At 67.3% G+C, this 21779-nt stretch carries 24 protein-coding genes; 17 read left to right on the forward strand and 7 right to left on the reverse strand.

All coding sequences use genetic code 11. From position 1 onward, the window contains the following. Positions 1 to 11 precede the first annotated feature (11 nt). The 8 genes from folB to QFZ23_RS02835 all read left to right on the forward strand — a co-directional run bounded on the left by folB (position 12) and on the right by QFZ23_RS02835 (position 7119). The gene (gene folB / locus QFZ23_RS02800; protein ID WP_003799734.1) at positions 12 to 371 is read left to right on the forward strand and encodes a dihydroneopterin aldolase; all 360 of its coding nucleotides are present in this window, start codon (positions 12 to 14) and stop codon (positions 369 to 371) included. Then, on the forward strand, positions 368 to 952 hold the full coding sequence (gene folK / locus QFZ23_RS02805) for a 2-amino-4-hydroxy-6-hydroxymethyldihydropteridine diphosphokinase (RefSeq protein ID WP_306920420.1): 585 nt from the start codon (positions 368 to 370) through the stop codon (positions 950 to 952). The genes folB and folK overlap by 4 nt, the downstream gene beginning before the upstream one ends. Then, on the forward strand, positions 949 to 1476 hold the full coding sequence (locus tag QFZ23_RS02810; protein ID WP_306920421.1) for a DUF3180 domain-containing protein: 528 nt from the start codon (positions 949 to 951) through the stop codon (positions 1474 to 1476). Before folK ends, QFZ23_RS02810 begins: the two co-directional genes overlap by 4 nt. Continuing rightward, positions 1457 to 1969 (forward strand): PH domain-containing protein, encoded by a 513-nt coding sequence (locus QFZ23_RS02815; RefSeq protein WP_306920422.1) that lies wholly within the window; start codon positions 1457 to 1459, stop codon positions 1967 to 1969. The genes QFZ23_RS02810 and QFZ23_RS02815 overlap by 20 nt, the downstream gene beginning before the upstream one ends. Then, complete coding sequence (locus tag QFZ23_RS02820) at positions 1966 to 3552, forward strand: PH domain-containing protein (RefSeq protein ID WP_306920423.1); 1587 nt, start codon at positions 1966 to 1968, stop codon at positions 3550 to 3552. The genes QFZ23_RS02815 and QFZ23_RS02820 overlap by 4 nt, the downstream gene beginning before the upstream one ends. Continuing rightward, positions 3545 to 4468, forward strand: a complete 924-nt coding sequence (locus QFZ23_RS02825) for a Rossmann-like and DUF2520 domain-containing protein (RefSeq protein ID WP_306920424.1) — start codon at positions 3545 to 3547, stop codon at positions 4466 to 4468. The genes QFZ23_RS02820 and QFZ23_RS02825 overlap by 8 nt, the downstream gene beginning before the upstream one ends. Before the next feature lie 35 nt (positions 4469 to 4503). Then, complete coding sequence (locus tag QFZ23_RS02830; RefSeq protein ID WP_306920425.1) at positions 4504 to 5433, forward strand: 4-phosphopantoate--beta-alanine ligase; 930 nt, start codon at positions 4504 to 4506, stop codon at positions 5431 to 5433. 135 nt (positions 5434 to 5568) lie between these two features. Then, the gene (locus QFZ23_RS02835; protein ID WP_306920426.1) at positions 5569 to 7119 is read left to right on the forward strand and encodes an MDR family MFS transporter; all 1551 of its coding nucleotides are present in this window, start codon (positions 5569 to 5571) and stop codon (positions 7117 to 7119) included. A gap of 159 nt (positions 7120 to 7278) precedes the next feature. On the opposite strand, the gene QFZ23_RS02840 is transcribed toward QFZ23_RS02835, so the two are convergent. Then, entirely contained in the window at positions 7279 to 8115 is an 837-nt protein-coding gene (locus QFZ23_RS02840; RefSeq protein WP_306920427.1) for an alpha/beta fold hydrolase, read from the reverse strand. Between the two features lie 43 nt (positions 8116 to 8158). Next, positions 8159 to 9109 (reverse strand): alpha/beta fold hydrolase, encoded by a 951-nt coding sequence (locus QFZ23_RS02845; protein ID WP_306920428.1) that lies wholly within the window; start codon positions 9107 to 9109, stop codon positions 8159 to 8161. 138 nt (positions 9110 to 9247) lie between these two features. Here QFZ23_RS02845 and lysS point away from each other — a divergent pair, with 138 nt between their 5' ends. From lysS to QFZ23_RS02875, 6 genes are all read left to right on the forward strand, one after another. Beyond that, positions 9248 to 10786 (forward strand): lysine--tRNA ligase, encoded by a 1539-nt coding sequence (gene lysS / locus QFZ23_RS02850; protein WP_306920429.1) that lies wholly within the window; start codon positions 9248 to 9250, stop codon positions 10784 to 10786. Positions 10787 to 10788: 2 nt separating this feature from the next. After that, complete coding sequence (locus tag QFZ23_RS02855; RefSeq protein WP_306926630.1) at positions 10789 to 10974, forward strand: hypothetical protein; 186 nt, start codon at positions 10789 to 10791, stop codon at positions 10972 to 10974. Between the two features lie 138 nt (positions 10975 to 11112). After that, positions 11113 to 11439: a histone-like nucleoid-structuring protein Lsr2 gene (locus tag QFZ23_RS02860; RefSeq protein WP_306920430.1), complete on the forward strand. Its 327-nt coding sequence runs from the start codon at positions 11113 to 11115 to the stop codon at positions 11437 to 11439. A gap of 482 nt (positions 11440 to 11921) precedes the next feature. After that, a complete protein-coding gene (locus tag QFZ23_RS02865; protein WP_306920431.1) occupies positions 11922 to 14414 on the forward strand; it encodes an ATP-dependent Clp protease ATP-binding subunit in 2493 nt (830 codons plus the stop codon). A gap of 187 nt (positions 14415 to 14601) precedes the next feature. Beyond that, on the forward strand, positions 14602 to 16722 hold the full coding sequence (locus QFZ23_RS02870; RefSeq protein ID WP_306920432.1) for a prolyl oligopeptidase family serine peptidase: 2121 nt from the start codon (positions 14602 to 14604) through the stop codon (positions 16720 to 16722). Between the two features lie 26 nt (positions 16723 to 16748). Continuing rightward, on the forward strand, positions 16749 to 17267 hold the full coding sequence (locus QFZ23_RS02875; RefSeq protein ID WP_043418058.1) for an amino-acid N-acetyltransferase: 519 nt from the start codon (positions 16749 to 16751) through the stop codon (positions 17265 to 17267). Here QFZ23_RS02875 and QFZ23_RS02880 read toward each other — a convergent pair. From QFZ23_RS02880 to QFZ23_RS02895, 4 genes are read right to left on the reverse strand one after another with little or no spacing between them, the layout of a single operon-like run. Further along, complete coding sequence (locus tag QFZ23_RS02880; RefSeq protein ID WP_306920433.1) at positions 17254 to 17547, reverse strand: hypothetical protein; 294 nt, start codon at positions 17545 to 17547, stop codon at positions 17254 to 17256. The genes QFZ23_RS02875 and QFZ23_RS02880 overlap by 14 nt on opposite strands. 2 nt (positions 17548 to 17549) lie before the next feature. Then, positions 17550 to 17687, reverse strand: a complete 138-nt coding sequence (locus tag QFZ23_RS02885; protein WP_306920434.1) for a hypothetical protein — start codon at positions 17685 to 17687, stop codon at positions 17550 to 17552. Continuing rightward, the gene (locus tag QFZ23_RS02890) at positions 17666 to 18199 is read right to left on the reverse strand and encodes a glycosyltransferase (protein WP_306920435.1); all 534 of its coding nucleotides are present in this window, start codon (positions 18197 to 18199) and stop codon (positions 17666 to 17668) included. The genes QFZ23_RS02885 and QFZ23_RS02890 overlap by 22 nt, the downstream gene beginning before the upstream one ends. Before the next feature lie 45 nt (positions 18200 to 18244). Continuing rightward, positions 18245 to 18373 (reverse strand): hypothetical protein, encoded by a 129-nt coding sequence (locus QFZ23_RS02895; protein ID WP_306920436.1) that lies wholly within the window; start codon positions 18371 to 18373, stop codon positions 18245 to 18247. Between the two features lie 362 nt (positions 18374 to 18735). Between QFZ23_RS02895 and dhaK the strand changes: the two genes are divergently transcribed. Genes dhaK through dhaM form a run of 3 tightly spaced genes read left to right on the forward strand, consistent with a single transcriptional unit; the run spans position 18736 to position 21103 of the window. Then, the gene (gene dhaK, locus QFZ23_RS02900; RefSeq protein ID WP_306920437.1) at positions 18736 to 19737 is read left to right on the forward strand and encodes a dihydroxyacetone kinase subunit DhaK; all 1002 of its coding nucleotides are present in this window, start codon (positions 18736 to 18738) and stop codon (positions 19735 to 19737) included. Between the two features lie 2 nt (positions 19738 to 19739). Next, positions 19740 to 20366, forward strand: coding sequence for a dihydroxyacetone kinase subunit DhaL (dhaL, locus tag QFZ23_RS02905; protein WP_306920438.1), 627 nt, complete (start codon positions 19740 to 19742; stop codon positions 20364 to 20366). After that, on the forward strand, positions 20363 to 21103 hold the full coding sequence (gene dhaM, locus QFZ23_RS02910) for a dihydroxyacetone kinase phosphoryl donor subunit DhaM (protein WP_306920439.1): 741 nt from the start codon (positions 20363 to 20365) through the stop codon (positions 21101 to 21103). The genes dhaL and dhaM overlap by 4 nt, the downstream gene beginning before the upstream one ends. Before the next feature lie 47 nt (positions 21104 to 21150). Here dhaM and QFZ23_RS02915 read toward each other — a convergent pair whose 3' ends face one another. Beyond that, on the reverse strand, positions 21151 to 21648 hold the full coding sequence (locus QFZ23_RS02915; RefSeq protein WP_306920440.1) for a hypothetical protein: 498 nt from the start codon (positions 21646 to 21648) through the stop codon (positions 21151 to 21153). Between the last annotated feature and the right edge of the window lie 131 nt (positions 21649 to 21779).

Below are 21779 nucleotides of genomic sequence, written 5' to 3' on the forward strand. Positions count from 1 at the left end.
GCAGAACAGCCATGGACAGGATCTCGCTGACCGGTGTCACCGCCACCGGCTACCACGGGGTGTTCGATTTTGAGCGCCGCGAAGGGCAGCCGTTTGTTGTGGACGCCGTGCTGCACCTGGATTTCAGCCAGGCTGCGGAGTCGGACGACGTCCGCGATACCGCCCACTATGGTGAGGTGGCCGGACGGATCACCGACTGGATCACCGGCGAGCCCCTGAACCTGATCGAAGGATTGGCTGTGCGGATGGCCGAGGGCCTGCTCAAGGAATTCAGGATCCAGGCCGTGGAGATCACGGTGCACAAGCCGAAGGCGCCCATCGAGGTGCCCTTCGGCGACGTCGCCGTCAGCGTCTACCGGGAGCGGACATGAATCCGGCGCCCGCACTGCATGAGCAGCCGGCACCGACCAAGACCGGCTACACGCGCGCGGTGCTGGCGCTGGGCAGCAACCTTGGGGCACGGAACGAGACGCTGTCCGAGGCTGTGGCGGACCTTGTGGACCGCCCGGAGGTGCGGCTCCTGGCCGTCTCACCGATAGTGCAGACCAAGGCCGTCGGCGGCCCCGCCGGGCAGCCGGACTTCCTCAACATGGTGATTTCGGTCGAGACATCACTGGAACCGCTCGAGCTTCTCAAGCACTGCCAGTCGGTGGAGAACAAGCACCACCGTGTGCGTGAGGTCCACTGGGGTCCGCGCACGCTCGACGTTGATGTCATCGTCTACGGGGACATCGAGAGTTCCGATCCGGTGCTCACCCTGCCCCACCCGTTTGCAGCAGTGCGGGCCTTCGTGCTCTTCCCCTGGGCCCAGATGGACCCCTCAGCGACCCTGAACGGGCAGCCGGTGGGGGAGCTTGCCGTCAGGGCCGCCGACTTCCCGGACCTGAAGCCGTTCGACGGTTTCGGGGACTTCGACGGCGTGCCCGACGGCGGGGCGGTGGAACAGCCTTGAAACCCGTGAGTCCGCTGCTGCTCGCAGTCGTGGGCATTGCCCTGGCCATCGCCGGCTGGTCCGCTGCCGTCCTGACCGTCCGTTACGGCATGGCCACGCCGGTCCTGCCGGCCACGGCGCTGGTCAGCATGGGCGTGATTGTGGCCCTGACCCTGGTGCTGGGCGTCCGCGTGCTCCATTGGCGGAACGGCAAGAAGAAGAAAATGCTGAACCCCATCCTGGCGGCGTGGACGCTGGTCCTCGCCCAGGCCTGCGCCTACACGGGCGCGATGCTGCTGGGCTGGCACGCAGGGATCTTCCTGGACCAGTTGCGGTTTTGGAGCATCCGCAGCGGGCTGGACGTCACCTGGCTCGCCCTCGGGATGGCCGGCGGCGGGCTGGCCATGATCGTGGTGGGGCTCGTCGTCGAACGCTTCTGCAAGATCCCGCCGGAGGACGGCGAGACCGACGCCAGCGAAGGCCTGCCGGGCCACGGCCGGGGCAAGGCCAAAGGAGAAGGCGAGTATGCCTACCGCGGCGATTGATCCTCCCGGGATCACCTGGCTGCGCGTGTCCCCGAAATACGTCACGGTCCGGCTTGTGGAGTGGGCCCTCGGCAACCTGGTCATGGTGGCCGTGCTGAGCCTTCCGCTGGTGTTTGTCCGGCTCGGCTGGTGGCGGTGGCCGCCGCTGTGGCTGGCCATCGGCGTTCCGGCCTTCATGCTGCTGCTGGCCCTGTGGCGCCTGGTCCTGATCCCGCGGCAGGTGCGCGCCATCGGCTACGCCGAGCGCGACGACGACCTCCTCATCCGCGGCGGCATCTTCTTCCAGCGCGTCATGGTGGTGCCGTACGGCCGCATGCAGTACGTGGACATCAGCGCCGGCCCGGTGGAACGCGGGCTGGGGCTCTGCACCCTGAAGCTGCACACGGCGTCCGCCGGAACCAACGCCGGCATTCCCGGGCTTCCCGCCGAGGAAGGCGCCCGGCTCAGGGAACAGCTCTCGGCGCGCGGCGAAGCCAGGCTGGCCGGGCTGTGAGCGCCGGCGGCCTCGCTTCCGGAAAGCCCGACGGCGAGTGGCTGCGTGTGCACCCGGCGACACCTTTCGTACGTGGCTGGGTTGCGCTGGCGGCCATCGGCTACTTCTTTGGGCGTGACAGCTTTGAACGGATGCTCCAGGGCCAGCCGCTGATTGATGACCGCATCGCCGGGCGCGCCCCGTGGCTCCTGGGCGGCGGGGCACTGATGCTGGTGCTGGCGGTCCTGGGCTTCATCCTGTCCTGGTACTTCACCCGGTACCAGGTGGCGGAGGGCTACGTCCGGGTCAACACAGGCTTCCTGTTCAAGCAGCAGCGGCAGGCGCGGCTGGACCGCGTCCAGGCCATCGACATCGTCCAGCCGCTTCTCGCCAGGATCTTCGGCCTGGCGGAACTGAAATTCGAAGTTGCCGACGCCGGCGAATCCGCCGTCCGACTGGCCTACCTTCGCATCGACGACGCCCGGCAGCTGCGTGCCACCATCCTCGCCCGCGCGTCGGGAGTCCGGCTGGACCCAGCGCACCCCGAGGCAGCCGCGCCCGAGGCGCCGGAGCAGCAGGTACTGCAGGTCCCGCCGTCGCGCCTGGTCGGTTCGCTCCTGCTCAGCGAGCAGAGCGTCTTTGTGGTCCTGGGTGCCGCGGCATCCGTGATGCTGTCGGCGCTCACCGAGAACAGGGCCTTTTTCCTGTACCTGATTCCGGCGGCACTCGGCCTCATTGCCGCGTACTGGACCTCGTTCACCAAGGGCTACAACTTCACGGCGGCCATCTCCCCGGACGGCATCCGGCTCCGGTACGGGCTGCTCGACACGCAGGCGCAGACACTGCCGCCGGGCCGGATCCAGGCGCTGAAGGTGGCCCAGCCGCCGCTGTGGCGCCTCTTCGGCTGGTACCGGATGCAGGTCAACGCAGCCGGGTACGGGGCCGGGGCAAACAACGGCGAGGGAGGCTCCCGCACCACGCTGCTGCCGGTGGGAAAGATGGACGACGTCCTGAACATGCTGGCCCTCGTGCTGCCCGATCCAGGAACGGCCGATCCGCTGCGCGTATTTCACCAGGGCGTGAACGGGCTGGATTCCGACGCCGGATTCGTCACCACGCCGCGCCGGGCGCGGCTGCTGGCGCCGCTGGGATGGCGGCGCAACGCCTTCGCGGCAACGGACACTGCACTGCTGATGCGGTCGGGCCGGTGGTGGCGGCAGCTTGTGGTGGTGCCGCACCAGCGGACGCAGTCGATTGCGCTGCAGCAGGGACCCCTGGCGCGCCGGTTCGGGCTTGCCGATCTCGTGCTGCACACCACCACGGGGCCGGTGGCGCCGCGCGTCATCCAGGCGGACATCCGGGAGGCGCAGGCACTCTTCGACGCCCAGGCCGCCCGCGCCCGCGCCGCCCGCCGGCGCCAGACGAGCGAACAGTGGTTGGCCCAGGCGGGCCCGCTGGTTGAGCAGCCGCCGCTGGTTGAGCCTCCCCAGCAGCTCCCTAAGCTCGCAAGCTCGCCCAGGGAACCCGGCTGGCGGGGCCCCACCACCCCGGACTCCCGCACCACCCCCACAGCACCCCAACAGGAAGGCCAGCAACGTGGCTAAGCCAGGACGCCTCGGCGTCGGAATCATCGGTGCCGGCAAAGTGGGCGCCGTCCTCGGTGCGGCGCTCCGCGCGGCCGAGCACGCCGTCGTCGGGGTTTCCGCCGTCTCCGACGCCAGCCGGGAGCGGGCCGAAACCCTGCTGCCCGGCGTTCCCGTCCTAGAGATCCAGGACATCGTGGAACGCGCAGAACTGGTACTTCTGGCCGTTCCGGATGATGCCCTCGGCGGGCTCGTGGAGGGGCTCGCCAAGCTCGGTGCGTGGCAGCCCGGCCAGCTCGTGGCACACACGTCGGGCCGCTTCGGGGTGGGTGTGCTGCATCCGGTCCGGGCGGCCGGTGCCGTGCCACTGGCGCTGCACCCGGCCATGACCTTCACCGGCATGAGCCTGGACCTGACCCGGCTGCTGGACTGCACGTTCGGGGTCACGGCGGACGCCGCCATGCTCCCCATCGCCCAGGCACTCGTCGTCGAGATGGGGGCCGAACCGGTGGTCATCGCCGAGGGCGACCGCACCATCTACCACGCGGCACTTGCTCACGGTTCGAACCACCTGGTCACGCTTGTGGCGCAGGCGTCGCAGCTGCTCGCCGAAGTGGGTGTGGAGGCTCCGGACCGCGTGCTCGGGCCGCTGCTGCGGGCCACCCTGGAGAACGCGCTCGCCTCCGGCGAGACGGCGCTGACCGGCCCGGTGGCGCGGGGCGACGCCGGTACCGTGGAGGCGCACGCCCGCGCGCTGCGCGAGCACGACGGCGGGACCGGCGGCGACATCCTCGCGGCGTACCTCGCCATGGCGCGGGCCACCGCAAGGCGCGCCGAAGGGCGGGGCCTGCTGAAGCCGGACCAGGCGGACAATATTCGTATCGCACTTGAGGGCACGGATGCCGACGGCACGGACGACGGCAGCGCCGTCCGCTGATGAAAACGGCCGCAGGGCCAAGGGAGGACAATGACATGGCAATCCGACTCGTAATAACGGCGGACTCCCTCCGGGCACAAAGCCGTTTGCTGCTGACGCAGAAGAATGGCTCGTCCCTGGGGCTCGTGCCCACTATGGGCGCCCTCCATGCTGGCCACGGGCAGCTGGCGCGGGCCGCCGTCGAACAGAACGACGTTGTGGTGGCCTCCATCTTTGTGAACCCGCTGCAGTTTGGCGAGGCGCAGGACCTGGACCGGTATCCGCGGACCCTTGATGCGGATATGGCGCTTCTGGAGGAGCAGGGAGTCGACCTGGTCTTTGCGCCGTCCGTCGGGGAGATGTACCCGGGCGGGCAGCCGATGGTGAGGATCACCTCCGGTCCGCTGGGGGAGAAGTGGGAGGGCGCGTCGCGGCCCGGCCATTTCGACGGCGCGCTGACCGTGGTGGCCAAGCTGCTGCACATGGGTATCCCCGGCACCGGCCTTCCCGGCGGCAGGGCCTTCGTTGCCGGTTCCGGCGGCGGACTCCCGGCGTACCGCGCCTATTTCGGGCAGAAGGATGCGCAGCAGCTGGCCCTGGTGCGCCGGATGGTGGCGGACCTCAACTTTCCCGTGGAGATCGTTGCGGTGCCAACCGCCCGGGCCGCCGACGGACTGGCGCTGTCCAGCCGGAACCGGTTCCTCTCGGACGAGGAGCGGGAGGCAGCGCTGGTCCTGTCCCGCGCGCTGCACCTCATTGAGGAGCGGGCGAACGCCAACGAGCCGCTTGATGTCGGCTCGGCCATGGCACTGATCGAGTCCCAGCCGCTGGTCCAGCTCGACTACCTCGACGTCGTGGATCCCGTCACGCTGGAGCCGCTCGCCGAGAACTGCCGCGAGACGCCCTTCCGAGGTGAAGGGCTGGCACTGGTTGCCGCGAAGGTGGGCACCGTGCGGCTGATCGACAACGTGCCGCTCCGCTCCTAATGAGTGAAGTGCCTGGTGAGTTACATCCCAGGTGGCTCAAACCCCTTGTGTGGGGAATGGGTCCGGCCACTACACTGTTGAGTCTGCAGCGGCGCTGACCGCCAGCCACCACTCCAACTCCCTGAGGGCCTCGCCATGTCTACCAAAGTCACGTCCAATTCGTCTGGCGAACCCGCCCGGTCTGGCGAACCCGGCCAGTCCGGCGAAGCTGCCCAGGAGCCGGCCGCTCCCGTCGCATCCCCGGCCGCAGCACCTGTAACCGCCGTCGCAGCGCCGCCGTCGGACAGGATGTCCCGCGAGTCCGTGACGGTGATCGTCACGCTGCTGGTGGCCACTTTCGTGGTGATCCTGAACGAAACCATCATGAACGTTGCCCTGCAGCGGCTCATGGTGGACCTGCGCGTGGATGCCCCCACCGTCCAGTGGCTCTCCACCGGGTTCATGCTGACCATGGCCGTGGTGATTCCGACCACCGGCTTCATTCTCCAGCGGCTGTCGACCCGGTCCGCCTTCCTCCTCGCGATGGGCCTGTTCGCCGGCGGTACGGCGCTCGCCGCCGCGGCGCCCGGTTTTGAAATCCTCCTGCTGGCACGGATCGTCCAGGCCGGCGGCACCGCCATCATGCTTCCGCTGCTGATGACCACCATCCTCACGCTGGTACCGCTGGCCCGCCGCGGCGCCGTGATGGGCAACGTCAGCATCGCCATTTCTGTTGCACCGGCCATGGGACCCACGGTTTCCGGTTTCATCCTGCAGCACTTCTCCTGGCGCTTCATGTTCATCTTTGTCCTGCCCATTGCCCTGGCGGCGCTGGCCATTGGTGCCAGGTTCCTCACCAACGTCGGGGAGACCGGGAAGTCCAGGCTAGACTTCCTCTCCGTGGTGCTGACCGTCCCCGCCTTTGGCGGCCTCGTGTACGGTCTCAGCCAGATCGGCGGCGGCCACGGCGGCAGCAGCGGCCCAAGCACCCTGGCCGTGGTGGCGCTGGTTGTTGGTGTGGCCGGCCTTGCCGCGTTCACGTTCCGGCAGCTCCGGCTGCAGAAGTCCGAGGCTCCGCTGTTGGACCTCCGGGCCTTCAACTTCCGGATGTTCACGGTGTCCGTGCTGCTGATGGTGGTGTCCATGGTGGCCCTGTTCGGCGCCGTGATCCTGCTGCCGCTGTACCTGCAGGAAATCCGCGGCCTGCAGTCGCTTGAGACCGGCCTGGCCCTGCTGCCCGGCGGCCTCGCCATGGGCCTGCTCGGCCCGGTGATCGGCCGCCTGTTCGACAAGGTCGGCCCCCTGCCGCTTACGGTCACCGGATCCTCGCTCATGGTCCTGACACTCTGGCAGTTCGCAATGCTCGACGCCGGCACTCCGGTCTGGTGGATCGTCACCCTGCACGTCGGGCTCAGCTTTGGGCTCGCGCTGCTCTTCACGCCGGCCTTCACCACCGGCCTGAACCCGCTGCCGCCGCACCTGTACTCGCATGGCTCGGCTATCATGAGCACCCTGCAGCAGGTGGCCGGCGCGGCGGGCACGGCACTGCTCGTGTCAATCTTCGCCCTCGTTTCCGCGGGCTCCGGCCTCGTTGCGGGCATGAATGCCGCATTCCTGACGGCGACCGTCATAGCCGTTGCCGCCGTCGTACTCTCCACCATGATGCGGAAGACGGCAGGCGCCGAAGGCGCACCCGCCGCCCACTAGGCGCGAACGGACACTTGGGGCCCCCACCAAACCAACCCACCAAGCGCGAACGTACAGTTGAGGCCCCACTTCCCAACGGAAATGGGGCCTCAACTGTACGTTCGCGCTGTGGTTTTGGCACGTTCGCGCTGTGGTTCTGGCGCGCAGCAACCTGCGGGTTCAGCCGGCGAAGAACTCGCTGAGCTCGGTTATGAGCTTGTCCGGCGCGCGGTTGACGCCATCGTGCCCGAAGCCCGGCAGGATGGTGTAGCTGGAGCCGGAGAGGACGTCGTGGATCTGGCCGCAGGCAACACCGAAGTAGGCCGGGCTCTTCTCGCCCACGATGATGAGCGTCTCCAGCGGCAGCGCCAGAAACGGTTCGGCCGGCATGTCCGCGGCGATGATCGCCTTGATCTCCCGGACGCCGGTGCGCATCATTTCGCGCATCTGCTTGCCCACCGACGTTCCCGCAGTGAGCTTGTTGGCGAGGGTCATCATGGACAGCGGCATGCGGGAGGAGAAAGCGCTCTCGGCCTCGAGCCCGCGGAGCAGGACCGCGAGGGCGCGGTCGTCGTCCCCGGCAGCCGTCGCCCGTTCGTATTCGGTGGTCCAGTCGGCCGTGACGCTGTGGTTGACGGAGACCGCGGGGTCGTAGACCGCGAGCCGCTCCACCGGGAGGGTCCGCGCCGCGTGGATGGCCACGGCACCGCCGAAGCTGTGGCCGAAGACGTCGGTGCTGGCCGTGTGCTTCATGACGGTGTCGAGGTCGCGGATGTCGACGTCCAGGGTGTAGTCCCCGGCCTGTTCAGAGGAGGCGCCCCGGCCGCGGCGGTTGAAGGTGTGCACCGGCCGGCCGAGGGAAGCGCTGAGCTTCTGCGCGAAGCGGGTGTAGTCCGCCGCCGTCACCATGGAGGCCGTAACCACAACCACGCCGGAGCCGGCCGTGGCCAACTCAGCGCCCGTGCTGAACAGCTCGAGCTTGCCGCCGTCGGGTGTGCTGATGATCTCGCGAGTCATGCTCCGAGCCTATCGGAGGCCGGCCTGTGCTGACAGCCAGCGGCTACCTGCGCCGGCGCTTCCTGCTTAGTGGCCGGACGGTTCCGTCGGTGCCGTTCAGGAAGCGCGCCATCCGGATGGCCAGGCGCTTGCCCGGCCGGATCGGCCCCTCGTGCAGCTGGCCCGGAACCACCGCGAAATCGATGGCCGGCACGGCCGACGCCAGCTGCCGGCCGGTGTCGGCAAAGTATCCCGGGCTCCAGCCACCGGTGAGCATCAGCGTGGGGGTGGCCAGCTCCTCGAAATCCGCGAGCTCCGCGTCGGCGTCGAGCACCGCCCGCATCTCCTTGACCGCCGTCGGCAGCAGCTCCCGCATTTCCGCGCCCACGTTGGTCCGGGCGGACATGATGCTCAGCATCCGCAGCGCGCCGAGGGGCAGGTACGACAACGGCCCGGCCGTGGCCAGCCCCTGCACCAGATGCGCCCAGGCATGGTTGAGCTGCCCCTCCGTCACGGCCTGCTCCAGTTCCGGCCGCCAGCGGTGGTTCAGGTTGCCCGAAAGGGACACCGCCGCGTCGTACGTGACTAACCTGCGCAGCGGCATGTCGCGCGCCGCCTGGAGCGCCACGAAACCGCCAAAGCTGTGCGCCACCACGTCCTCCGACCCCGTCGCCTTCATCACGGCGGCCAGGTCGCGGATCTCGGTCTGCGCCGAATAGTCGTCCGGCTGGGGGGCAGAACGGCCGCGGCCACGGCGGTTGTAGCAGTGCACCGGCCGGCTCAGCAGGAGGCTCAGGTTGCGGGCGAACGGCCGGTACAGCGCGTCGGTCACCAGTGTTCCGTGGATAACGACGACGCCGGGCGCCGGCACCGGGGCAGGGTCACCTTTCGCGGAGGTGCCGCCGGAGTTGCCGGCGGTGCTGCCACCGTTGGCGGGGGTGAGTGCGGCGGGCCTGAAGGAGTGCACCTCAAGCCGGCCGCCGTCGTCGTCCGTCTCAACTGTCCAGGTCTCCACAGCCCGAGTCTATGCCCCGCCTCTCCGGAGTTTTTGTCCAGATATCGTGCCCAAAAGGCCCCGGAAGGCCGAATATCCGTACAAAAACTCCAAGGTGCGGGGTCCCGAACTCCGATGCGGGAAGTCCCGGTAAACTTGATGACTGTGACTTCCCAAAACACCCCCGCCCCCAAGAACGCCCCAGAACCGCTCGACGCCAGCGAACAGATGCGCATCCGCATGGACAAGCGCGCCAAGCTGATCGAACGCGGGTCGGAGGCGTACCCGGTGGGTGTTGAGCGCACGCACTCGCTCAGCGAGATCCGCGAAAAGTACGCCCATCTGCAGGCCGACGAGACCACCGGCGACGTCGTGGGCGTCACCGGCCGCGTGGTGTTCGTCCGGAACACGGGCAAGCTGTGCTTCGCCACGCTGCAGGAAGGCGGCACCGACGGCAAGGGTACCCGGCTGCAGGCCATGCTCAGCCTGGCGAACGTGGGCGAAGAGGCCCTCGCGGACTGGAAGGCCCTGGTTGACCTGGGTGACCACGTCTTCATCAAGGGCGAAGTCATCTCGTCCCGCCGCGGTGAGCTCTCCGTCATGGCCGAGTCCTGGTCCATGGCCTCCAAAGCGCTCCGCCCGCTGCCCGTGCTGCACGCCGAACTCAACGAGGAAACCCGCGTCCGCCAGCGCTACGTGGACCTGATGGTCCGCGACGAGGCCCGCGAAATGGTCTACACCCGCGCCGCCATCACCCGCTCGATCCGCGAGACACTGTTCCGCCACACGTACGTCGAGGTGGAAACGCCCATTCTGCAGCTGGTCCACGGCGGCGCCCTGGCCCGGCCGTTCGAAACCCATATGAATGCGTTCGACCAGAAGATGACGCTGCGCATCGCCACCGAGCTGTACCTCAAGCGCGCCGTGGTGGGCGGCATCGACCGCGTCTACGACATGGGCCGCGTGTTCCGCAACGAGGGCGTGGACTCGACCCACAGCCCGGAGTTCACCACGCTTGAGTGCTACGAGGCGTGGGCGGACCAGTTCGTCATGGCCGAGCGCATCAAGGAGATCATCCTGGATGCAGCGGACGCCGTGGGGGCCGGACGCACGCTGCAGACCGAGGCCGGGGAGATCAACCTCGACGGTGACTGGGCCTGGGTGGCCGTGTACCCGGGGCTTTCGGAAGCAGTAGGCCAGGAGATCACCCCGGACACCACGCTCGAGGAACTGCGCGCCGTGGCCGAGAAGCACGACGTCAAGGTGGACCCCAAGTGGGACGCCGAGAAGCTGGCCGTGGAACTCTTCGGCGAAATCGTGGAACCCACCCTGCTGAACCCCACGTTTGTCTACAACTACCCGCCGTCCGCCCAGCCGCTGGCCCGCCCGCACCGCGAGGACGGCCGCCTGATCGAGGCCTGGGACCTGATCATCGGCGGCATGGAGCGCGGCACCGCCTTCTCCGAGCTCATTGACCCGGTCATCCAGCGCGAACGCCTCACCGAACAGTCCATGCACGCAGCCGCCGGCGACGTCGAGGCCATGCAGCTGGACGAGGACTTCCTCCGCGCTCTGGAGTACGGCGCACCGCCCATGGGCGGCATCGGCCTGGGCATCGACCGCCTGGTCATGCTCTTCACCGGCGCGGGCATCCGGGAAACCATTCTCTTCCCCCTGCTCAAGCCCGAAGGCCACTGATGATGGACTACGTCGCCGTACTGCTGCCCTCGCTGGTAGTTGGTTTGCTCTTTTGGTTTGCCATGAAGTCGATCTTTAATGCGGACAAGGCAGAACGCCAGGCCGAAGCACGCGCGCAGGCAGAAGCCGACGCCCAGGCAGCAGCCGGAGACGATTCCTCCGAACCGCCGAGTAAATCAGACAAATAGCAGGCGACTTTTAATACCCCTCAGTTATCCCCAAGGAACCATTGCGCGTTTTGACGCGTTGCCTTAATGGGAGAGATACTTCAGGTGGAAACATCCTGCTTTTCTGATTACACGTCCTTTCCAAAAGAGAGATTTTTGATGGCACAGAAAGTCAATATCGTCCTTGTGGACGATCTGGATGGGGGATCTGCGGACGAAACCGTTCGCTTCGGGCTGGATGGCGTCGGTTATGAAATTGACCTGTCCTCGGCCAATGCATCAGAACTGCGGTCGTCACTGGAACGCTTTGTTTCAGCCGGCCGCAAAACGTCCGGCGGCCGCCCTACCCGTGCCAAGGCATCGGGAGGACGCAGTCAGGACTCTGCCCAGATACGCCAGTGGGCACGGGACCACGGTTACACCGTAAACGCGCGCGGCCGTATTCAGGCAGAAATCCAGGAAGCCTACCAAAAGGCCAATTCCTAGCCTGGAGCCCTGAACGTTCTGAGCATATGTGTGGCGCCCCCGGTTGACGGGGGCGCTGCGCTTTAACCGGGCCGGTGCCGTCCGCATTAATCAGAACCGACGTTAATCAGAACCGCCGCCAGGCGGGGAATCGAGTTCGGTGGTCAGCGGAATCGGACAATGCTCTCCCGCGGGAATCATGCCGCGGCAATCCGGCTGTTTTAACGTCAACGCTGTGCAAGCCAATCCGTGGCCCTTTGGAACAATCCGCGCCGCGTGATTTCCGACACCCTGTCAAGGGAAACGGGAAATGCCCGCCGGCTGGGGTCCGGATGCTATTCAAAGCCTTCTCCGGCACTGCACCGGCGCGGCTGGTACGCCAGCTGCGCGGACCCGCGCAAGACCTGTGCAAGACCCCGGGTTTCCCCTGTGGCGAACAAGCTCCCCAAGTCAGGGTTCCCCCACGTAGCATCAAAGTACGTCGTAGCTAGGAGTGTGGCGAAATGTTTGAGCGATTTACGGACCGTGCCCGTCGCGTAGTTGTGCTTGCCCAAGAAGAGGCACGCATGCTGAACCACAATTACATTGGTACCGAACACATCCTCTTGGGTCTGATCCACGAGGGTGAGGGCGTTGCCGCCAAAGCTCTTGAGTCCTTGAGCATTTCGCTCGACGGCGTCCGCGAGCAGGTGCAGGAGATCATCGGCCAGGGCCAGCAGGCGCCTTCCGGCCACATCCCCTTCACGCCGCGTGCAAAGAAGGTGCTGGAGCTTTCCCTGCGTGAAGCCCTGCAGCTCGGCCACAACTACATCGGCACGGAGCACATCCTGCTGGGACTCATCCGCGAGGGTGAGGGTGTGGCAGCGCAGGTGCTGGTGAAGCTCGGTGCCGACCTCAACCGGGTCCGCCAGCAGGTCATCCAGCTGCTCTCCGGCTACCAGGGCAAGGAAACCACCGGTGCCGGCGTCGGCCAGAGCCAGGCAGAGGGTACCCCCGCCGGCTCTGTTGTGCTGGACCAGTTCGGCCGGAACCTGACGCAGGCTGCCCGCGAGAACAAGCTGGACCCTGTGATCGGACGCGAGCAGGAAATGGAACGCGTCATGCAGGTCCTTTCCCGCCGCACCAAGAACAACCCCGTGCTGATCGGCGAGCCCGGCGTCGGCAAGACCGCCGTCGTCGAGGGCCTAGCCCAGGCGATTGTGCGCGGCGACGTGCCGGAGACCATCAAGGACAAGCAGCTGTACACGCTGGACCTTGGCTCCCTGGTGGCCGGCTCCCGCTACCGCGGTGACTTCGAAGAGCGGCTGAAGAAGGTCCTCAAGGAAATCCGCACCCGCGGCGACATCATTCTCTTCATCGACGAGATCCACACCCTGGTGGGTGCCGGTGCCGCCGAAGGCGCCATCGACGCAGCCTCGATCCTGAAGCCCATGCTGGCCCGCGGCGAGCTGCAGACCATCGGTGCCACCACGCTGGACGAGTACCGCAAGCACATCGAGAAGGACGCCGCCCTCGAGCGCCGCTTCCAGCCCATCCAGGTCAAGGAGCCCTCGGTTGCGCACGCAATTGAGATCCTCAAGGGCCTGCGGGACCGTTACGAGGCACACCACCGCGTCACCATCACCGACGGCGCCCTCGCCTCGGCCGCGAATCTTTCCGAGCGCTACATTTCGGACCGGTTCCTGCCGGACAAGGCGATCGACCTCATCGACGAAGCCGGTGCCCGGCTCCGCATCCGCCGCATGACGGCTCCGCCGGAGCTCAAGGAGATGGACGAGCGCATCTCCGAGCTGAAGATGGAGAAGGAGTCCGCGATTGACGCGCAGGACTTCGAAGGCGCCGCAGCGCTGCGCGACAAGGAGCAGAAGCTCATCACCGAGCGGTCGGAGAAGGAACGCCACTGGAAGACCGGCGGCATGGACGACATCTCCGAGGTGGACGAGGACCTGATCGCTGAAGTCCTGGCCAACTCCACGGGCATCCCGGTCTTCAAGCTGACCGAGGAAGAGTCCTCGCGACTGCTGAAGATGGAAGACGAGCTGCACAAGCGCGTTGTCGGCCAGAACGAGGCCATCAGGTCCCTGTCCCAGGCCATCCGCCGCACGCGTGCAGGCCTGAAGGACCCCAAGCGTCCGGGTGGCTCGTTCATCTTCGCCGGCCCCACGGGCGTCGGCAAGACCGAACTCGCCAAGGCCCTCGCGGAGTTCCTGTTCGGTGAAGAAGATGCGCTGATCACCCTGGACATGTCTGAGTACTCGGAGAAGCACACGGTATCGCGGCTCTTCGGTGCCCCTCCGGGCTACGTCGGGTACGAGGAAGGCGGGCAGCTGACCGAAAAGGTCCGGCGCCGTCCGTTCTCCGTGGTCCTGTTCGACGAGGTGGAAAAGGCCCACGCGGACCTCTTCAACTCTCTGCTGCAGATCCTGGAGGACGGCCGCCTGACCGACTCCCAGGGCCGTGTGGTGGACTTCAAGAACACCGTGATCATCATGACCACCAACCTCGGTACCCGGGACATCTCCAAGAGCGTTGCCACCGGTTTCCAGTCCGGCACGGACACCCAGACCGGTTACAACCGGATGCGCGCCCGGGTCACGGAGGAACTCAAGCAGCATTTCCGCCCCGAGTTCCTGAACCGTGTTGACGACGTTGTGGTGTTCCCGCAGCTGACGCAGGACGAGATCATCGAGATCGTGGACATGTTCGTGACGCGCCTGGAGAAGCGCCTCAAGGACAAGGACATGGGCATCGAGCTGACCAAGGCTGCCAAGGTGCTACTGGCGACCCGTGGCTACGATCCCGCCATGGGTGCCCGGCCGCTGCGCCGCACCATCCAGCGCGAGATCGAGGACCAGCTTTCGGAGAAGATCCTCTTCGGCGAGCTGCACCCAGGCGACATCGTGGTGGTGGATGTGGACGGCGAGGGAGACGACGCCAAGTTCACTTTCGCCGGCAACGCCAAGCCGCGCATTCCGGAGATCGCCCCGAGCGCCTAGTTCGGAGCGCCTAGTTCAGGCGCCTGGCTCCCAGCCGCGCTCTATCGCCAAGAGGCCCCGCCAACCCCCGAAAGGGGGCAGGCGGGGCCTCCTGCGTTGGGATGGCAGCCGGGCAGTTCTGAAAGTACTGTTTCACTAATAGTGAACCCTTCTGTGATCCAGGGCACAGGAGGTGTTGAATCAGCACATGTCAACTGGAGAAGCAGCGATCCTGCGTAAGCAACCGGCGACCCCTTTCCACGACCTCGACCACTACCTGGCGATCCCGCGAGTCAGTGGCCTGGCCCTCAGCCCCGACGGCCAGCGGCTGGTGACCACGGTCGCCACGCTCAACAGCAAGGGCACCGAATACGGCACGGCGCTGTGGGAGCTGGACCCGGCTGGTGAGAAGCAGGCCCGCAGGATCACCCGCAGTGCCAAGGGCGAAGCCGGGGCTGCGTTCGCGGCCAACGGTGACGTCTACTTCACGTCCGCCCGGCCGGATCCGGACAAGGAGGCCGACGGCGATCCCGTCAGTGCGCTCTGGGTGCTCCCCGCAGATGGCGGCGAGGCCCGCGTGGTCCTGTCGCGGGCCGGCGGCGTGGACAAGGTCATGGCGGCCAGGGACGCAAACGCGGCCTTCGTCACTGCCTCTGTTCTTGCCGGCTCCAGCGACGAGGAGGACGACGCCGAGCGCCGCAAGAGCCGCAAGGACAACAAGGTGGCGGCCATCCTGCACAGCGAATATCCGGTGCGCTACTGGGACGCGGACCTCGGCCCCGCCCAGCCACGGCTCTTCGCAGTGGAGCCGGGGCCAGAGCAGGAACCAGGCAGGCCCGCCACCGTGGACAGCGCCCCGCCCCTCACCCTGCGCAACCTCACCCCACAGGCAGGGTCCCGCCTCCGGGAGGCCGTCTCGGTGGTCAGCCCGGACGGCAAGACCCTCTACACGAGCATTTTGAAGCCGCTGCCCAAGGCCGACCTCCGCTCGGTCCTGGCCGCCGTCGACGTTGCCACCGGTACCCTCCGGGTGCTCCTCGACGAGGAGGGGATGGATTTCTTCCCGGGGCCGGTCAGCCCCGACGGCGCCACGCTCGCCGTCCTCAGCGTCAGCGACACCACGCCGCAGCTTGCCCCGCAGGTCAAGCTGCACCTTCTTGATGTCTCCGGCGAAGCTGGCCGGGAGGACCTGCAGCCCCTGGCTCACGGCTGGGACCGGTGGCCCCACCCGGAGGCATGGCTCCCGGACGGTTCCACCCTCCTGGTCACGGCGGACGACGACGGCGCGTCGCCGGTTTTCAGCGTCAACGTTGCGGCGGGTGCCGCCCGGGGGAGCGTCACCCGCGTGACGCCGGACGCGGCGGCCTACACCGACGTCGTCGTTTCACCCGACGGACGCAGCGCCTACGCGCTTCGGAGCTCGTACGAGTTCCCCGCCGAGCCTGTCCGGATCGACCTCGCCGCCGGGGACGTGACGCGGCTGCCGTCCCCGGCGGAGCGGCCGCAAACGGAAGGGTCGCTGGAGCGGGTGGAGACGACGGCGGCCGACGGCTCACGCGTGCCCGCTTACCTGGCCCTGCCCGCCGGGGCCTCCGCCGAGAGCCCTGCGCCGCTGCTGCTGTGGATCCACGGCGGCCCGCTGGGATCCTGGAATGCCTGGACCTGGCGCTGGAACCCCTGGCTGCTCACGGCCCGGGGCTACGCTGTCCTGCTTCCGGATCCCGCATTGTCCACGGGCTACGGCCAGGGCTACATCCAGCGCGGCTGGGGCGGCTGGGGCAAGGCACCATACACGGACCTCATGGCCATCACGGATGCGGTGGTGCAGCGGCCGGATATCGACGAAAGCCGCACAGCTGCGATGGGCGGCTCCTTCGGCGGTTACATGGCCAACTGGGTGGCCGGGCAGACGGACCGCTTCAAGGCGATCGTGACCCACGCCAGCCTGTGGGCGCTTGACCAGTTCGGGCCCACCACCGACGCGTCGCAGTACTGGCTCAAGGAAATGACGGCCGAAATGGCGCTGGAGAACTCCCCGCACCTGCACGTCGAGAAGATCCGGACGCCCATGTTGGTGATCCACGGCGACAAGGACTACCGGGTGCCCATCGGGGAAGGCCTGCGGCTCTGGTACGAGCTGCTGTCCAAGTCCCAGCTCGCCACCGACGAGAACGGGCAGACCAGCCACCGGTTCCTCTTCTACCCCGACGAAAACCACTGGATCCTGCAGCCGCAGCACGCCAAGGTCTGGTACGGCGTGGTTGAACACTTCCTGGCCAGGAACGTCCTCGGCAAGGACATCGGGCTGCCGGCGGATTTGGGCCTCTAGGAGGCGCTGATGGTGCTCCCCGTAAGATGGGGGCTGTGACTGACTCCTTCACTGTTCGCCCTGCCCGGACCAGCGATGTGGCTGCCATCAAGAAACTGGTGGCGCCGTTGGCGGAAGAGCGAATACTGATGGCCAAGGAGACGGTGGCCTATTACGAGAGCCTGCAGGAGTTCCTCATAGCCGAGTCGGCGGCCGGAGAGGTCATCGGCTGCGGCGCCCTGCATGTCATGTGGGAGGACCTCGCGGAAGTCCGCACCCTGGCGGCCTCGGATGCGTGGCGTGGCAAGGGCGTGGGACACGTCCTGGTCGAGAGCCTCCTGAAGCAGGCAGAGGCGCTGGGCGTCGCGCGCGTGTTCTGCCTGACCTTCGAGGTGGACTTCTTCAAGCGGCACGGCTTCGAGGTGATGGCGGACCAGTCGGCCGTGGACCCGCAGGTGTACTCCGAACTGCTGCGCTCGCATGACGAAGGCGTGGCGGAGTTCCTGGACCTCGCGCGCGTGAAGCCCAACACGCTCGGCAACACGCGGATGATCAAGGCTCTCTAGAGCCCGCGCCGACCCTCGCGCGGCCGGCCGCCGCGCGGCTGGATTCCGGTTCCGCCTGCCCGGGCCCCGTCTGCCCGTCCGGGTAGATGCCGCGCGGCTCGGACCGTTGCCCGCGTCTCCAGTCCGGCGGCTGCAGCTTCGGGAGGACCTTGGCCACGGCCAGCGCGGCGTACATCACGGTGTTCACGGCTACGAAGGCCGCCATGACGCGGGACCAGTCGGTGAAGAGCAGGGCCTCGGGCAGAACCATCCCTGCGGGTACTGCCAACGCCGCGAACATGCTCAGTCCGCCTTTGCCAGGTGCTTCCAGCTGGCCTCCCGGCCCGCCGACATGTCGATAATGCCCTTCACATAGACCACGTTGAGGAACATGTCGAACACTAGCTCCGGGACGACGGTCAGGGCCAGGAGGCGCGCCAACAGCCTCCGCGCCAGACGGTGACCATCCGCTCAAACGAGAAAAGCAGGCCGAGCCCCAGCCAGAAGGGGAACCAGATCCACGTGTCCAGCGCGAGCACCGTCAGTAGACTCAGCAGCAGGTAGGAACTCAGGGCGATCACGCCGTAACCGAGGCCGAACTTCGGGGCCCAGTACCGGGCGGTCGGCGGGGTCAGGCCGTAGGCACCCAGGTACTCCAGGGCATCGCGCTGCCACCGCAGGCGCTGGGCCCAGAGCGTCCGCCACGTCGGCATGAGTTCGGTGACCACCGCGCACTCCGGCGGGGAGACCATGAGGCCGCCAAGTGACTTCAGGGCAATGGTCAGCTCGTTGTCTTCGGTGAGCGCCCAGGTGTCGTAGACGTCCCCTGCCACGCCGGGCAGTGCCGAGCCGCGGTTCTCTGCCACGGCCTGCAGCGCCGCCGGACGGAATACCGAGGCGGTTCCCGTGAGCACAAAGACCCGGCCCCGCCGTGACTCATGTCCCGCGCGCACCTGATGTATTCGTTGCGCTGGAACTGGCCGAGCAGCCCGTGTCGGCTACATAAAGTACGCCCAGATCCCCAGCAGCATGCCCCTGGTCGGGGCGGTTGCCGCCGGCGGCACGGTTGCGGTGACGGCGAGCCACAGCAGCGCGGCTGTGCCTGTCGCTGCCAGGGCGATCAGCACCCCGGCGGTCTTCTGTAGCCTGCGTGGGGGTTTGATGGCTCACTCCAGTAGTTGCGGATTGACGTGGTCGGCGACCTGACCACGCGACCGTTGCAGTGCCATCTCGGGTTTGCCGCGGAAACTGATCAAGATCCGCTCAAAGTTGCGGCGCAATAACCCTTTCGTTTTGTAAATTTGCTGGATAAACTATCTGAGAACCGGAAGGGACGGCATTGGGGGCTGTCCCTTCCGCGTTTCCGGTGAAATTGTTCGCCGGAGGACCAACGCGGGCAGCCCGAACTTCCCCACAGCCGGTGCCGGTAGTAGGGTCAGAGCACATCCTGACCGATGTCAATGAAGCACCGAGAGCCCAGGAGCCGGCCATGAAAAAGCTCATCAATGACCCCCGCGCTGTAGTCGATGAATCCGTGGAAGGGTTCGGTCTTGCCCATGCGGACCTCGTGACCGTCAGCGCAGACCCGAAGTACGTCACGCGCAAGGATGCCCCCGTTGCCGGCAAGGTGGGCCTGGTGTCCGGCGGTGGCAGTGGGCATGAACCCCTGCATGCCGGCTTTGTGGGGCGCGGCATGCTCGACGCCGCTGTGCCCGGCGCCGTCTTTACCTCACCGACCCCCGACCAGATCATTCCGGCCACGCTCGCCGTGAACTCCGGCGCCGGCGTGGTCCACATCGTAAAGAACTACACCGGTGACGTCCTGAACTTTGAGACGGCGGCGGAGATGGCCCAGGCGGAGGGCGTGGAAGTCCGTACCGTGCTCGTCAACGACGACGTCGCGGTGCAGGATTCGCTGTACACGGCTGGACGCCGGGGAGTGGGCGGCACGGTCCTGGTGGAGAAGATCGCCGGTGCCGCAGCAGAGCGCGGCGACGACCTCGAGGCGGTGGCGGCCATCGGCGACCGCGTCAACCAGAATGTGCGGACCATGGGTGTCGCACTCTCGGCCTGCACCGTCCCCCACGCCGGCACTCCGAGCTTTGACCTCGACGACAACGAGATCGAAATCGGCATCGGGATCCATGGCGAGCCGGGCCGGCACAAGATCCCCATGGAGAATGCCGATGGCATCACCAACCGCCTGCTGGAGCCGATTCTCAGCGACCTCGGAACGGCATCCGGGGAGAAGGTGTTGCTGTTCGTGAACGGCATGGGCGGAACGCCGCTGAGCGAGCTGTACATCGTCTACCGCCGGGCCGCACAGATTCTGGCGGAGCGGGGCATTGCGGTGGAGCGTTCCCTTGTGGGGAACTACATCACATCCCTTGAGATGCAGGGCTGTTCCGTCTCCGTGCTGCGGCTTGACGACGAGATGACGGCCCTCTGGGATGCACCTGTGCACACCCCCGCTCTGCGCTGGGGCGTGTAGCAGTGGGGCTGGACGTGACCTGGGCCGTCAAATGGCTGACGCTGTCCGCCCAGGCGATGGCGGAACACAGGGTGGAACTCATCGAGTTGGACAGGGCCATCGGCGATTCGGACCATGGTGAGAACATGGACCGCGGTTTCCAGGCGGTGCTGGACAAGCTGGCTGAAACCCCTCCCGAAACGCCCGGCGCAGCGCTCAAGCTGACGGCCATGGCACTGATGTCGAAGGTTGGCGGGGCTGCCGGGCCGCTCTATGGCACGGCATTCCTGCGGGCAGCGACCACGCTGGGTGATGCCGCGAATGTGGACGCCGCGGCGCTCGCCGCAGCCCTCACGGCGGCGCGGGACGGCATCGTGGCCCGCGGGAAGGCGGAGGCAGGCGACAAGACGATGGTTGATGCCTGGACCCCGGCCGCTGACGCAGCCGCAGCAGCCGCGGCCGACGGCGACACGCTGGCAGTGCTCATCGCCGCGGCGGAGGCTGCCGAGGCCGGAGCCGTGGCGACAGATCCGCTGGTGGCGCGCAAGGGCAGGGCCAGCTACCTCGGGGAGCGAAGCGCCGGCCACCGGGACCCGGGGGCCGCCTCAAGTGCCCTTATTCTTCGCGCCGCTGCGGGAGCCGCCGCATGACGGTGCGGATCGTGGTGGTTTCGCACAGCGACAAGATTGCCGAAGGCGCCGTGGAACTCGCGGCCCAGATGGCGCCGGACGTGATGCTGGTTCCGGCGGGCGGAACGTCTGACGGCCGGATCGGCACCAGCATGGAGAAGGTGCTGGCGGCGCTGGAAACGGCTGCCGGTGCCGACGGCGTCGTGGTGCTGGCCGATCTGGGGTCAGCAGTGATGACGGCGGAGTCCGCCATGGAGTTCGCCGAGGGCGGCGCCCCGGTGCTACTCGCAGACGCCCCTATTGTGGAGGGGCTCGTGGCGGCTGCGGTGGCGGCCCAGGGCGGCGCCAGCGTTCATGCTGTCCGGCGTGCAGCCGAGGCCACGCATGGCTATCCCGCATCCCGTCCCAAGGCCGAGGACCACCTCGCCGGAAGCGGCCTGACTGCAAGCGGCCAGGCTGCATATGGCCCGGCGACGGGAGAGCCTGCAGTACCGGCCACCCCTGATGCCAGCGGCGATTTCGAGCTAGTCAACCTCGCAGGGGTGCATGCCCGGCCAGCCGCCAAGATAGCCGGCGGGCTGTCGGCGCTGGATGCGGAGGTGACCGTGAACGGAGTGGACGGCGCCTCCATGACGGGGCTGATGACGCTGGCCGCCGGCAAGGGATCAGTGCTGCACGTGGAAGCGTACGGCCCCGACGCCGAGCAGGCCGTGGCGTATGTGGCGGGGCTGGTCAGGGACGGTTTCGGGGAACCCTGAGGGGGTTTAGCCGGGCGGCCTTCGGGCCAGGGGCGGGCCGGGCCGGGCTACCTGTCCTGCCTTAGGCCCGCCGCATCCAGCACCACTGAAGCGGAGACAAACCGTCCGCACTGCTCGCCAAACGGGTAGCTGGCCTTGGGCTCGAAGCGCAGCGTGCGTGTGGGCAGCGGCTTGCCATTGGCGTAAGACCCGCTCGCGGTGACGTCGATGGGGGAGTCGCCCAGGGTGTCCAGTTCAAGCAGTCCGCGTTGGGTGCCGTCCGGCTTGGACGTTGCCGAACACACGCCGTCGGGCCTGGAATCATCGGCGCAGCCCAGATCCACCGGGACGGAGCCCGGTACGAGCTCGATGGTGTCCTCTTTGCACTTGCCGTCCTGGCAGGCCAACAGGTGCAGCGTTTTCACTTGGGGCGAGTAGCTGGCCGCCACAGTGACGGCGACTCCGGACACCTGGCCGACCGCCGGGCACACCGTCTCGAAAGCATGGCAGCCCGAGATGAGTGCCGTCGTCGTGATTGTGGCCAAAAGTACCCCTGTCTTGCCCATACTTCAGGGTAAGCCTGCCTTTCAGCGGTGGAACCGGCTGGCGCGAACTGGCGCCTTCATCGTTACCCGGGGCGCTGCAGTGGGGCCAAACTGAGACCAAAACCCGCGGCGGCGGAGCCTGGGCTAACCCG

The sequence above is a fragment of the Arthrobacter globiformis genome (genome assembly GCF_030818015.1).
GTDB lineage: Bacteria > Actinomycetota > Actinomycetes > Actinomycetales > Micrococcaceae > Arthrobacter > Arthrobacter globiformis_C.